Raw genomic sequence first — 11,831 nt, forward strand, 5'->3', positions numbered from 1 at the left:
CTGTTGCTTTGACTGCTCCTGCAATCAACGGTTAATCTGAAACTGGGTTTAATAAGCTTAGTTAAATAAGAAAATACCCTCCAGAAATGGGGGGTATTTTTTTGTCAGAATCAGGATATCCAGGATTTAAGGATGTACAGGATGGAAATTTTAAGGAGTTTCAGGAAGGTAGGAATTATTACATATTTTACGTTTTAGTTACTGCAAAAGTAAATGTTAAATAATTTTGATGGGATGTTTTTCTGGAATACCCATGTTTGATAAACTTAATAAACAAAATGGTATAAAATTACCTTAATAACGGTTGATGGAGATTTGACTTGACCAAAAACAGGATTAGACTACAAGCAAATGAGATTAAGCCCAGGTTGCAACTTTTAAAAAAGAAAGCTTTATTGATAGAACCTAAGTTAGCAGATAGGATTAGAGAAATTGGAATGACACTATCTAAATATAAAAATGAACTTCTAGATAAAAAACGATTTTTATTAGACTTCCTGAATGAATTTTATTATGATATTGAAACTTATCTATTTCTAACTTGCAGGATGGACAACCCAACCCTGATTTTCTAAATAAGCAGCAGCGATGGAATAACACTCTATCATGTTGGGGTATTAAAAGGGCTTTATTGGTTGCTCATGATGATCAAGTGAACAGTCCAAACAATCTACTCAAGTTAGCTGATGTTATGCTAAAAGAGAGTAGCGATCGCCCGACTAATTTTATTGCTGTTATACCTTTTCCTGGATAGTATTATGACTAACGATGTAAAGATTTATAATCAGTCCAGTTCTGAGATAGATTGGAAGTATCTAGAAGCATCACAGCAGTTGCAACTAGATAAGCAAAATTATGGTGCTGATTATATTCATCTTTATGTTGATGATATAGAAGGTGATTGGCTGGAAAATTGGGATTGGGAAGATGATTTAACAGATTATATTGATGCTTTTTATCATCATTGTGAACAGGGTAATTATCAATTTGCTTTTGATACTTTAAAGGTTTGTGATGATTTATTGCATCAACCGGAAAATTATGAAAAGGGTTTAGAGGTTTATGGTTATTTGTTTGAAAGGTTAGAGTTAGAATGTGCAAAACAAACTGATGTAAATAACCAAGAAATTTTGAAAGAAGCAAAACACCGCATTTTTATATTGCGAAATAATGGGCAAATGGAAAATATGATATGATAGTCAATGTTTTAGTAAACAAGGAAAGTTTATTTTATGTCCTATAAAGTTAGTATTGTCATTGAAAAAGATGAACATGGATATTATGCTTATTGTCCTGAACTTCCTGGTTGTCAATCTGAAGGTGATTCATTAGAAGCAGTACAAGCAAATATCAAGGAAGCAGTTGAATTATATATAGAAACATTATCAGAATTTGAGAAGATGTTTTAAATTTATTTTTGTCTGAATCAGGATGTCCAGGATTTAAGGATTTACAGGATGGGAATTTTTATGATTAAATTTTATTCATTTTTATTTTCATTCATGAAATCAACATATTCACGCCACGCTGTAGAGGTTGTTTCTTGAAGATCAATTTCTAAATAATTTTCTCTAATGTAATTCAGCAATTCATCAAATACTGATTCAAGCTCTCTTAAAGCTTTTTCAATATCATTCCAATCTTTTTGTTGTTTGTCGGTTAATGGCATATAGTCATGAACTTGAAAAAAGAGACAACGACCTGGTGGAAAATGATAATGTTCACCGTATGAAAGAGTTTTACCCCATGTAACATGAACTTTCTCTACTAAGTCTTTAAGTTTATCATCATAATGGTGGTAGTTTCCGCTCGTCAATTTTCCTTCAAAAGTGTTATAAAAGTAGAATATTTCAGTATAAACTTTTTGTGGAGCTTCGTTTATATGGTTCTTAATACTCGTTATATGAATTGTTTCCAGAATAGTTTGAATAGTGGAAATGTCACGCTTACGCTTTATTTCTTCTGGGGTAAGTTCAGCTTTGTATTTTGGTTTATTCGGCGATTTTTCAATAATTAGTTTTAAGGCTTCATGAATTTTCTGGCTGAGTTGTTTTTGATTTCCTTGCAACTGCTTTTCTGTAAAATATTCTGCTTTAGGACTTGAATTATAGTCAGTAATGCGATTGACAACTATATCAAAAGGTGCATCTTTTAAATCACCATAGGATGTATTGAATAACATAATTAGGGGTTGCTGAGAAAGTCTTTCCGTGAGGGCATAGGAGTCAGGAGTCAGGAGTCAGGAGTCAGGAGGAGATTTGAAAATTTCTTTGCCATCTCTTGAAATCCCCAAAAATGCACACTTTTTCCGGTATACCCTTCAAAACCCTTGCACTAATTTCTGTGTTTATCAGCCTCTAACCTTTGATATATCAAGGTTTTAGGTTTATTCAGCAAACCCTAATTATTCTCTCCCAACCAAGAAGCGCAATTGCATATCCTAGTTCAATCATTACATTTGGGTTGGGAACAGTTCTTACTTCTTGTGGCTTTTTTCTACCTTCTGTAGCTTGCAGGTTTTTGATAGCTTCTATAACTTCTTTATTAATTGTAGTTATGTCACAAATAAAGGCATCAGCAGATGCAATTTTATCAAAAATAGCGGATGGTATATGAGGGCTTCCAGGTAGATCACGTGTTGCTTCATCTAAAGTAATACGTAAATCAATTTCTTTAAACTCATTTTCCAGTTTATTGCTCGCTATTCCGATAGCCCCTTTAATTACTCCTTGGTTAGTTTCTTTTGGTAAATCAGATTGCCAAGAGTAGAATACTGTAAACTGCATCATAATGTATATTTTTGGAAGTTTCTTTATATCATAACCATTTTACATCACGGTTTGTAATTTGCATAATCAACATAGCGTTAACAATGCCAATCTCAATTTAAAATACATTTGGCAAATTGACAAATAATGTTATATCATATAAATGATTTACCTAAATAAAATAAATTGAACCAGATTGTTTATTCCATCAAAAAAATCCTTGAACTATGAAAACAATGAAATCTCAACGTAAAGTGCTGTTATCTCATGGTGAAGATGGGTATTTTGTTGTTGAAGTACCCAGTTTACCCGGTTGTATTAGTCAGGGTAAAACCCGTGAGGAAGCTTTAGCTAATATTGAAGAAGCAATATCTCTATATATTGAAGTTTTACAAGATAGAGGTGAACCTGTTCCAGAAGATACAGTTGAGGTAGTGTTGGTGTGAGTAAATTACCTATTGTCTCAGGTTTAGAGTGTGTGAAAGCATTAGAAAAAATCGGCTTTTTTGTAGATAGACAAAGAGGAAGTCACATTATATTGGTTCGTGAAGAACCGAGAACTACAATATCTGTACCAGATCATAAAGAATTAGATAGGGGTACTTTGCGAGGAATTATTCGACAAGCAGGTTTAAGTGTAGATGAATTTATTGAATTATTGTGACACAGCAATAAAGGCATGATCTCTGGTACAACACCATGTAAAATACATAATTCAGACTGTATTTCCTCAACAACATGGGTAGCACATTTGGTCATCTTTTCCGAATCACGACTTTTGGCGAATCTCACGGGGGTGGTGTGGGTGTTATAATTGATGGTTGTCCCCCACGACTGGAAATTTCCCCGGAAGAAATTCAATTTGAACTAGACAGAAGACGGCCAGGACAAAGTAAAATCACAACACCCCGCAAAGAAGCAGACACCTGTGAGATATTGTCAGGGACATTTGAAGGTAAAACCCTGGGAACACCCATCGCAATTTTAGTCAGAAATAAAGATACCCGTTCCCAAGACTACGATGAGATGGCGCAAAAATACCGTCCTTCCCATGCGGATGCTACCTATGATGCAAAATATGGATTTAGAAATTGGCAAGGTGGCGGAAGGTCGTCAGCGCGTGAGACAATAGGGAGAGTAGCTGCTGGTGCGATCGCTAAAAAAATTCTCCGTCAAGTTGCAGGTGTAGAAATTATCGCCTATGTTAAACGCATCAAAGACTTAGAAGGAAATGTTGATACAAACACCGTCACCTTGGAAGATGTAGAAAGTAACATTGTGCGTTGTCCCGATGGGGAAATTGCCAACCAAATGATAGAGTTAATTGAAAAAACTGGTAGAGATGGTAACTCTATTGGTGGTGTAGTTGAATGTGTGGTGCGGAATGTTCCCAAAGGTTTAGGAGAACCGGTTTTTGATAAATTAGAAGCAGACTTAGCAAAAGCAGTCATGTCACTTCCTGCAAGTAAAGGTTTTGAAATTGGTTCAGGTTTTGACGGAACATTATTAACAGGGTTTGAACATAACGACGAATTTTATATTGATGAAAACGGAGAAATTAGAACATTAACGAACCGTTCTGGTGGTATTCAAGGAGGAATTTCTAACGGCGAAAATATTATTTTACGAGTTGCTTTCAAACCAACCGCAACTATTAGAAAAGAACAAAAAACCGTCACTAAAGAAGGAGAAGAAACGGTTTTAGCAGGAAAGGGAAGACATGATCCTTGTGTGTTACCCCGTGCTGTTCCTATGGTTGATGCGATGGTAGCTTTGGTTTTATGCGATCATCTTTTAAGGCATCATGGACAGTGTAAGTTATTGTAGAGATTTGGAAATTCAGAACTTACAAAATAACTGAAAATCTCTCTCAAACTCTCTTTTCTTCGCTTCCTACCCTTCGGGAACACCTTCGGTGAACGTGTCTTCGTGGTTCATTTGTAGGAAATAGAAGAAAACGAACCGCAAAGGACACAAAGAACGCAAAGGAAAGAGGTTAGAAGAGGAATTTTTAGTTAGTCCTGTATGATATCTTACTTAATTGAGATGAATACTGAATAAAAATTTTTTGCTTGAGTTCTTTCTTTGTGAACTTTGCGTACTTTGCGGTTAGTTATAAATTAAAATTCATGCCTCCCATCATCTTACCTCCTCCTCTAAAACCCGGTGATTTATTGCGCGTTATTGCTCCTAGTGGTGCGTTAAGAGAATTTGCAGCTTTTGAAAAAAGTCTAGAAATTTGGAAAGCGCACGGTTACAATATCCAAATTAGCGATAATCTAGAAAGTAGACATGGTTATCTTGCCGGTACTGATGATCACCGTCGTCAACAACTGGCCGCAGCATGGCATGATCCAGAATGTCGCGGTATTATCTGCTCTAGGGGTGGTTTCGGTAGTACCCGCATTTTGGAAAATTGGACTTGGGAACAAAAAACGGCTGATCCTAAATGGTTGATCGGTTTTTCTGATATCACAGCCCTGCTTTGGAGTCTCTATAAAGTTGGTATTTCTGGTGTGCATGGTCCCGTACTCACTACCCTCAAAGATGAGCCAGAATGGTCAATAAAACGGTTACTTGATATTTTAGCAGGTCGAGCGATCGCACCTTTAAAGGGTAATGGTTGGGGTGGTGGTACAGTGACAGGGGTGTTACTTCCTGGTAATCTCACAGTGGCTACCCATCTTTTAGGTACACCACTTTTACCGGATCTAGATGGTGTAATATTGGCTTTGGAAGATGTGACAGAACCACCCTATCGAATTGATCGGATGTTAACTCAATGGCGGTTAAGTGGTATGCTATCTAAGGTTCGCGGTATTGCTTTGGGAGGTTTTACCAAGTGTGATGCACCTCCGAATATACCCAGTTTGAGTATAGAGGAGGTTTTGGGCGATCGCTTATCTGATCTCAATATTCCCATTGTTTCCGATTTACCCTTTGGTCATGATAGCCCTAATGCAGCTTTACCTGTGGGGGTACAAGCAACATTAGACGCAGATCAGGGAATATTAGAAATTATTCCTTAAATTAACTCCATTTGCGATAACAACGAGCAGTAATTAAATAAGGATGAAAAACTTCTACAAATTTAGTTTGTAATGTCTGAAAAAACCTATCTAGCAATTCTGGTTCATCATGGTGAAAAGGATATTCTTGATTAAAACCTTTAAAGAAATACCAATTCATAATGATTTTTCCTGCATCATCTAAAGACTGATGGAATGTAAGTAATTGTTGAATAGGATCTGGTAAATGTTCTAAAACATCAAAACAAACAATAGTATCAAACATTTCTGAACTAGGCATTTCTTGACACAAAATTATTTTTTTGTCTAACCCTAATTGTTTAGCTCGATATTCGACAAACTCGCAATTAATCGGATTAATATCAAAATAAAACACCTCTTTAACATTTGGCGAAAGTGCAGCACCAATAGCATGAGTACCAATTCCCCCACCAAAATCTAATACCCTACCTTGAGCATATTTGGCAATTAATAGTAAAGTATTACCAATATAATCATGACTGTTTAAATGCCATGCTCCAAGCTCAAAAAGATACTCATTTTTTACCTGATCCTGATAGAAAGCTGTGGCTTTTTCCCAGTCAAAATCTTTATGGCCTAACTCAGCCATTTCTTTTTGACCAGCAGCTAATTTACTTTCTAATGTTTGCTCATCCAAACTTAAAAATTCCTGGAGATGTTGCTTTAAACTAAAAGCATCTTCCCAAAAGCTATTTAAAAAAGATGGAATAGGTGGTGTGATCATATTTTTCTACCTGCTGAATACAATAATTTAGCTAAATCATGCGTAATATTTGATATTATGCCTAAAAGCACATCAATTTCACAATTGTATCGGAAATTGACCTAAACTGCTGCATAGTCATAAGTACACACTCTAGCCTAAGTGCTGTATCTTCGTATTTTTAACATATTTTCATTGACAGGAGATCAAAATGCCTAGTGTTCAGGAAAACTTAAATAAATGGTCTAACTACGATTGGAAAGATCAGGGTAATGAATGGTCGAGTTCATGGGGTGGAACAGATAACTGTTTTTTTGGAACTATACATCCGCGAATTAAAACCTTTATTCCTGAGACAAAAACAGGAACAACAATATTAGAAATAGCTCCTGGTTTTGGACGTTGGACACAATATTTAAAGGATTATTGTCAAGATTTAATTATCGTAGATTTAACTGAAAAGTGTATTGCCGCTTGTCAAGAACGCTTTGCAGATTGTTCTCACATTACATATCATGTCAATGATGGAAAATCATTAACCATGATTGAAGATGAATCTATTGATTTCGTTTTTAGTTTTGATTCCTTAGTCCATGTGGAAAAAGATGTCATTAAATCCTATTTACAACAGATAGCCCTGAAACTTAAACCCAATGGTGTAGGATTTATCCATCATTCTAACTTGGGCAATTATCTCAATCCCGCTACTGGAAAGCTAGAGGTAGAAAACATTCATTGGCGAGCAGAAAGCATGAGTGCTAAACTATTTGAGCAATACTCCCAAGAGGCTGGCTTACAATGTTTTCACCAAGAAATAGTTAATTGGTGTGGCGATATTTTGTGTGATTGCTTTTCCTTAATTACACCAAAAAACTCTCAATGGAGTCAACCCAATCATGTAATTGAAAATCCGAATTTTGGTGCAGAAGCTCAACGTTTACGCCAAGTATCATAAAATAATTGGAGGTAAGCAAGATGCTTACCCCAAAAGATTTTGAATATTTTGCTGTCATATCATGTTCAGTAAAAACAGATAAGGAATAAGCAAACTATTGATTTTTTCTTATCTGTGTAAAATCTTCTCAAACCATTGTTCTACACGAGCGCCCATTGCCGCCAAAGAATATAAACTCTCTGCTTGCTGGCGACAATTTTGACGATCAATAGTGTGTACCCGTTTAACAGCATCTATTAAACCTTGTACACTATCTGGCTCAACCAAAAACCCAGTTTTGCCATCTTCCACTATTTCCACTAAACCGCCCCGACTATAAGCAATCACCGGTACTCCACAAGCTAAAGATTCTAAACCTACAGTGGGGAAAGCGTCTATCCAGTGGGGAGTAGCTAACATAGCTTGACATTCCCTCAGTCCCGCTTGTAATTCGTTTGTAGAGACAAATCCTTGGTAATCTATCTGTGCATCGGGATACGCTTGACGAACTTGCTGCCAATATTCCTCATTTTGCATCAAACCAAAGATTTTTAGAGGCATTCCTAAAGTATTTGCTGCTGCTACCGCATCTTCTAAACCTTTTTCTGGTGCTATGCGGCCTACCCAACCTAAGCTATTACCAGGTTGATCACAAAACTGATACAAAGACAAGTCTAATCCATTAAATAAACAAACACATTCATCAGGGCAAGGAAAAGTTGCAGCTTGTGTTTTTGAGTGAACACCAATAGCATGAGGAAACTGAGTTGCTACCTTGGCAATCATGTCATCCATCGCATTCAGTAAAGAACTCATACTAATTAAATGGGCTACTGGACGAGGAAAAAATTGCGTTAAATATAATGGCAACCAATCATAGCTAAAATTCAAAATTAAATCATAATTTCCCTGTACTTGATAAGCATAACTCCACATATTTGCTAAAACTGAATTTGTGGGAATGCCAATTTCTGCATCATACTTTTGATCTTGGGCGGCATTTTGTGTATTTCCGGGTATTTCTATCAAAGGTAACGAACCACTGCGAGAACCTGCTGGTGCAACAATATCTATTGTGTGTCCTCTTTGCTGCATTGCTTTGACAATATTGGGGAGGGTGACTTCTATTCCACCACCTAACCCTGAACCCAAAGCACCAACACCTGTGGACATAAATAATAATTTGTAAGTCGGTTGACTCATCATTAATATCCTCAATTAAAAATTGCAGTTATCATCATACATGAGTAACTCTACAAATTAAATAGGAATACTATATTTTTGTGATAATTTTTCAGCCTCCAGTGATTAATTATTTTTGCTTTGACATCGGGTAATTAATTTACCAATCTGAGTTTTATATATTGCGGCTTTGATTAAATGCGTGCAAGCATGATATATGTAGCCATTTAATTAGGCTATAAAATTTTGAGAGTTAATGAATATAAATCACAAATTACGATATATAATGATCAAGTGAAAATCCCTAATAAATCAGCAATTTTCTCAGCCACCAACATGAAATTTATCAGGATTCGGTTTTTTAATTCCACTCAGAGGATGTTCACAACGGTAATCATCTTGATTTCTTGTTTCCTATTTCTATTTAGTTGTCAGCAGAATATTCAAAAAGATAATAATATCATTCATGTGACTTTATGGCAAGGAATTAACCCGCCAGTGAATCGGGATGTATTCAATAAATTAGTAGATCAATTTAATCAGGAAAATTCTCATATTCATGTAGACTCAATTTTCACAGGTACACCAGAGGAACAATTACCGAAAATATTAACCGCAGTGGTAGGTAATGCGGCTCCAGATATTTTAAATTTTTCTGCCCAAATAACTGGACAGTTAGTAGAATTAGGAGCAGTTGAACCTTTAGATGATTGGTTTAATCAATCAGCGGCCAAATCGGAAATTTATCCGCAAGTGATAGAGGAATTACAATTAGATGATCACCTCTGGTCAGTTCCTCTTTATACTGCTAATCTGGGCATTTTTTACCGAAATGATTTATTTAAAAAAGCGGGAATTAGTGAAACTCCTAAAAACTGGCAAGAATTAAGGGAAGTTGCCAAAAAATTAACTATTGATCGCAACGGCGATCAACGTCCAGAACAATATGGAATTTTATTACCTTTGGGCAAGCAAGAATGGACTGTTTTTAGTTGGTTTCCCTTTTTATTAGGTGCAGGTGGTGAAATATTAAATAATAACCATCCTAATTTAAATAATCCAGATGCTATTCAAGCATTACAATTTTGGCAAGACTTAATTAAAGATGGTTCAGCAACTCTTTCTCCCCCGGAAAGAGGCTATGAAGAAGATGCTTTTATTCAAGGTCGTGTAGCGATGCAAATTACTGGACCCTGGACTTATATTAAAAACTCTAATGTTGATTTTGGTGTGTTTCCCATTCCTGAAAATAAAGTACGGGCGACAGTCATAGGTAATGGCAATTTTTATTTAATGAAAACTACACCAGAAAAACAAAAAGCGGCTTTGGAATTTTTAGAGTTTGTTGTCAGTAAACAATTTCAAACCGAATGGGCAATGGGTACTGGTTTTTTACCTGTAAATATCAAATCTGCACAAAGCCCAGAATACCAAGAATATCTCAAATCCAGACCTTGGTTAAAAGTGTTTGTAGACCAAATTCCTGTGGCTGGTTCTCGACCTACAATAGCTGGTTATAGTCGCATTTCTGATAGTTTAGGTAGAGCAATAGAAGCTACATTACTAGGTAAATCTTCCCCTGAAGCCGCCCTAAAACAAGCTCAGGAACGGTTAGAAGTGATTTGGGGAGAAAAATAGGTGATTGGTCATTGGGGACTGGGGAGAAATATTTACCTCCTGACTCCTGACTCCTGACTCCTCAATTATCAATTTTAACGTTTTATTAAGTTAAGTAAAGCAAGTGTTAGAGCTTTTGGAGGATAGGACTCAAGCGTAATCTGAGGATGATAAGCTAAACAGTGAAATATAAAAGTGACTTAGGATGTAGTGTTAAATGGGTGTTTCCTCAACAGTTCCTCTCCTCCTTAGGGCTGCACGCGGTGAAAAAGTAGATCGTCCCCCTGTATGGATGATGCGACAAGCGGGGCGCTATATGAAAGCGTATCGGGACTTGCGGGAGAAATATCCTTCTTTTCGGGAACGCTCAGAAATTCCTGAAGTTGCGATCGAAGTTTCCCTGCAACCTTGGAAAGCTTTTCAACCCGACGGCGTAATTTTGTTTTCCGATATTGTCACCCCCTTACCTGGTATGGGTATTGACATGGATATTGCGGAAGGGAAGGGACCGATTATTTTTTCGCCCATTCGCACACAAGCACAAATTGATAACCTGCGTCCCCTAGATCCTGAAGCTGCTTTACCGTTTATTAAGACCATTTTGGGGTCTTTACGGCAAGAAGTCGGCGATAAGTCAACGGTTTTGGGTTTTGTGGGCGCTCCTTGGACTTTGGCGGCCTATGCAGTGGAAGGTAAAGGTTCTAAAACCTATTCCATCATTAAAAACATGGCTTTCTCAGATCCAAAAATTCTGCATCAGCTATTAACTAAGTTGGCTGAGTCCATTGCTGATTATGTGCGTTATCAAATTGATTGTGGCGCTCAAGTGGTGCAGATGTTTGATTCTTGGGCAGGACAATTAAGCCCCCAAGACTATGATACCTTTGCTTTACCTTACCAAAAAATGGTGTTTGATTTGGTGAAACAAACTCATCCTGACACACCGTTAATTTTGTTAGTGACTGGTAGTGCAGGACTTTTAGAAAGAATGGCTACCTCTGGTGCAGATATCCTGACTATTGACTGGACAGTGGATATGGCAGATGCACGCAGAAGACTGGGTAAAGACGTGAAAGTACAGGGTAATCTTGATCCGGGTGTGTTATTTGGTTCTAAAGAATTTATCCGCGATCGCATTTTGGACACTGTTCGCAAAGCCGGCGACTGGGGACATATTCTTAATTTGGGACATGGTGTATTACCAGAAACACCAGAAGAAAATGTCGCTCATTTCTTTGAAACTGCCAAAAATCTCAACGCTTTGGTTTAGTTTCTGGTTTATTGGGTGGGTTTTTTACCCACCTAATTTTTAGGGAACGCAGATAAACGCAGATGAACGCAGATGAGGAAATATCTGTTATGTTTCAGTAAGTTAACAGCTATATCCTGTGCATCTTTTAATCCTGGTTATCCCTTCCTAAATCTCTGTTTTGAAAATCTGTTCTAAACGATTAGTTTGATTTTCTGCTTCTTTGAATCCCACATTCCGCACCCTGATCTGGCACATAGAGAAATTACGGAAATAAGAAAGGAAACTGAGCCTAAAAAATCACATATTAGCGAAAAAATACATTGTT

14 protein-coding genes are annotated in these 11,831 nt (G+C 36.8%); 10 read left to right on the top strand and 4 right to left on the bottom strand.

Annotation, left to right across the window (positions count from 1 at the left end; translation table 11 throughout):
• The first annotated feature begins 541 nt into the window (after positions 1 to 541).
• From H6F47_RS28225 to H6F47_RS24630, 3 genes are read left to right on the top strand one after another with little or no spacing between them, the layout of a single operon-like run.
• Complete coding sequence (locus H6F47_RS28225; RefSeq protein ID WP_228051674.1) at positions 542 to 754, top strand: hypothetical protein; 213 nt, start codon at positions 542 to 544, stop codon at positions 752 to 754.
• Positions 755 to 758: 4 nt separating this feature from the next.
• Entirely contained in the window at positions 759 to 1,196 is a 438-nt protein-coding gene (locus H6F47_RS24625) for a hypothetical protein (RefSeq protein ID WP_190348705.1), read from the top strand.
• A 36-nt stretch (positions 1,197 to 1,232) separates the two neighbouring features.
• Complete coding sequence (locus H6F47_RS24630) at positions 1,233 to 1,409, top strand: type II toxin-antitoxin system HicB family antitoxin (protein ID WP_096569151.1); 177 nt, start codon at positions 1,233 to 1,235, stop codon at positions 1,407 to 1,409.
• Positions 1,410 to 1,480: 71 nt separating this feature from the next.
• On the opposite strand, the gene H6F47_RS24635 is transcribed toward H6F47_RS24630, so the two are convergent.
• The gene (locus H6F47_RS24635) at positions 1,481 to 2,182 is read right to left on the bottom strand and encodes a hypothetical protein (protein WP_190651429.1); all 702 of its coding nucleotides are present in this window, start codon (positions 2,180 to 2,182) and stop codon (positions 1,481 to 1,483) included.
• A gap of 208 nt (positions 2,183 to 2,390) precedes the next feature.
• Entirely contained in the window at positions 2,391 to 2,789 is a 399-nt protein-coding gene (locus tag H6F47_RS24640; RefSeq protein ID WP_190348703.1) for a hypothetical protein, read from the bottom strand.
• 206 nt (positions 2,790 to 2,995) lie between these two features.
• Here H6F47_RS24640 and H6F47_RS24645 point away from each other — a divergent pair, with 206 nt between their 5' ends.
• The 4 genes from H6F47_RS24645 (at position 2,996) to H6F47_RS24660 (ending at position 5,797) form a co-directional block, all read left to right on the top strand.
• Positions 2,996 to 3,214 (top strand): type II toxin-antitoxin system HicB family antitoxin, encoded by a 219-nt coding sequence (locus tag H6F47_RS24645; protein WP_096569157.1) that lies wholly within the window; start codon positions 2,996 to 2,998, stop codon positions 3,212 to 3,214.
• Positions 3,211 to 3,432 (top strand): type II toxin-antitoxin system HicA family toxin, encoded by a 222-nt coding sequence (locus H6F47_RS24650; RefSeq protein ID WP_096569159.1) that lies wholly within the window; start codon positions 3,211 to 3,213, stop codon positions 3,430 to 3,432. The genes H6F47_RS24645 and H6F47_RS24650 overlap by 4 nt, the downstream gene beginning before the upstream one ends.
• 74 nt (positions 3,433 to 3,506) lie before the next feature.
• Complete coding sequence (gene aroC, locus H6F47_RS24655) at positions 3,507 to 4,595, top strand: chorismate synthase (RefSeq protein WP_190651431.1); 1,089 nt, start codon at positions 3,507 to 3,509, stop codon at positions 4,593 to 4,595.
• 302 nt (positions 4,596 to 4,897) lie between these two features.
• Positions 4,898 to 5,797 (top strand): LD-carboxypeptidase, encoded by a 900-nt coding sequence (locus H6F47_RS24660; protein ID WP_190651433.1) that lies wholly within the window; start codon positions 4,898 to 4,900, stop codon positions 5,795 to 5,797.
• A gap of 1 nt (position 5,798) precedes the next feature.
• On the opposite strand, the gene H6F47_RS24665 is transcribed toward H6F47_RS24660, so the two are convergent.
• The gene (locus H6F47_RS24665) at positions 5,799 to 6,542 is read right to left on the bottom strand and encodes a methyltransferase domain-containing protein (protein ID WP_137668326.1); all 744 of its coding nucleotides are present in this window, start codon (positions 6,540 to 6,542) and stop codon (positions 5,799 to 5,801) included.
• Positions 6,543 to 6,732: 190 nt separating this feature from the next.
• Here H6F47_RS24665 and H6F47_RS24670 point away from each other — a divergent pair, with 190 nt between their 5' ends.
• Entirely contained in the window at positions 6,733 to 7,476 is a 744-nt protein-coding gene (locus H6F47_RS24670) for a class I SAM-dependent methyltransferase (RefSeq protein WP_190651435.1), read from the top strand.
• Positions 7,477 to 7,584: 108 nt separating this feature from the next.
• On the opposite strand, the gene H6F47_RS24675 is transcribed toward H6F47_RS24670, so the two are convergent.
• On the bottom strand, positions 7,585 to 8,658 hold the full coding sequence (locus tag H6F47_RS24675) for a glycosyltransferase family 4 protein (protein WP_190651437.1): 1,074 nt from the start codon (positions 8,656 to 8,658) through the stop codon (positions 7,585 to 7,587).
• A 357-nt stretch (positions 8,659 to 9,015) separates the two neighbouring features.
• Here H6F47_RS24675 and H6F47_RS24680 point away from each other — a divergent pair, with 357 nt between their 5' ends.
• Together H6F47_RS24680 and hemE are read left to right on the top strand one after the other, a co-directional pair.
• Positions 9,016 to 10,275, top strand: coding sequence for an ABC transporter substrate-binding protein (locus tag H6F47_RS24680; RefSeq protein ID WP_236104105.1), 1,260 nt, complete (start codon positions 9,016 to 9,018; stop codon positions 10,273 to 10,275).
• A 196-nt stretch (positions 10,276 to 10,471) separates the two neighbouring features.
• Entirely contained in the window at positions 10,472 to 11,524 is a 1,053-nt protein-coding gene (gene hemE / locus H6F47_RS24685) for a uroporphyrinogen decarboxylase (protein ID WP_096569179.1), read from the top strand.
• Positions 11,525 to 11,831: the final 307 nt, after the last annotated feature.

Source organism: Sphaerospermopsis sp. FACHB-1094 (genome assembly GCF_014696195.1).
In the GTDB taxonomy this organism is placed as follows: domain Bacteria; phylum Cyanobacteriota; class Cyanobacteriia; order Cyanobacteriales; family Nostocaceae; genus Sphaerospermopsis; species Sphaerospermopsis kisseleviana.

Excerpts from the sequence above, each read along its gene's own strand:
- H6F47_RS24625 (WP_190348705.1), top strand. The coding sequence starts at position 759 with ATGACTAACGATGTAAAGATTTATAATCAGTCCAGTTCTGAGATAGAT.
- H6F47_RS24630 (WP_096569151.1), top strand. The coding sequence starts at position 1,233 with ATGTCCTATAAAGTTAGTATTGTCATTGAAAAAGATGAACATGGATAT.
- H6F47_RS24635 (WP_190651429.1), bottom strand. The coding sequence starts at position 2,182 with ATGTTATTCAATACATCCTATGGTGATTTAAAAGATGCACCTTTTGAT.
- H6F47_RS24640 (WP_190348703.1), bottom strand. The coding sequence starts at position 2,789 with ATGATGCAGTTTACAGTATTCTACTCTTGGCAATCTGATTTACCAAAA.
- H6F47_RS24645 (WP_096569157.1), top strand. The coding sequence starts at position 2,996 with ATGAAAACAATGAAATCTCAACGTAAAGTGCTGTTATCTCATGGTGAA.
- aroC (WP_190651431.1), top strand. The coding sequence starts at position 3,507 with ATGGGTAGCACATTTGGTCATCTTTTCCGAATCACGACTTTTGGCGAA.
- H6F47_RS24660 (WP_190651433.1), top strand. The coding sequence starts at position 4,898 with ATGCCTCCCATCATCTTACCTCCTCCTCTAAAACCCGGTGATTTATTG.
- H6F47_RS24665 (WP_137668326.1), bottom strand. The coding sequence starts at position 6,542 with ATGATCACACCACCTATTCCATCTTTTTTAAATAGCTTTTGGGAAGAT.
- H6F47_RS24670 (WP_190651435.1), top strand. The coding sequence starts at position 6,733 with ATGCCTAGTGTTCAGGAAAACTTAAATAAATGGTCTAACTACGATTGG.
- H6F47_RS24675 (WP_190651437.1), bottom strand. The coding sequence starts at position 8,658 with ATGAGTCAACCGACTTACAAATTATTATTTATGTCCACAGGTGTTGGT.
- H6F47_RS24680 (WP_236104105.1), top strand. The coding sequence starts at position 9,016 with ATGTTCACAACGGTAATCATCTTGATTTCTTGTTTCCTATTTCTATTT.
- hemE (WP_096569179.1), top strand. The coding sequence starts at position 10,472 with ATGGGTGTTTCCTCAACAGTTCCTCTCCTCCTTAGGGCTGCACGCGGT.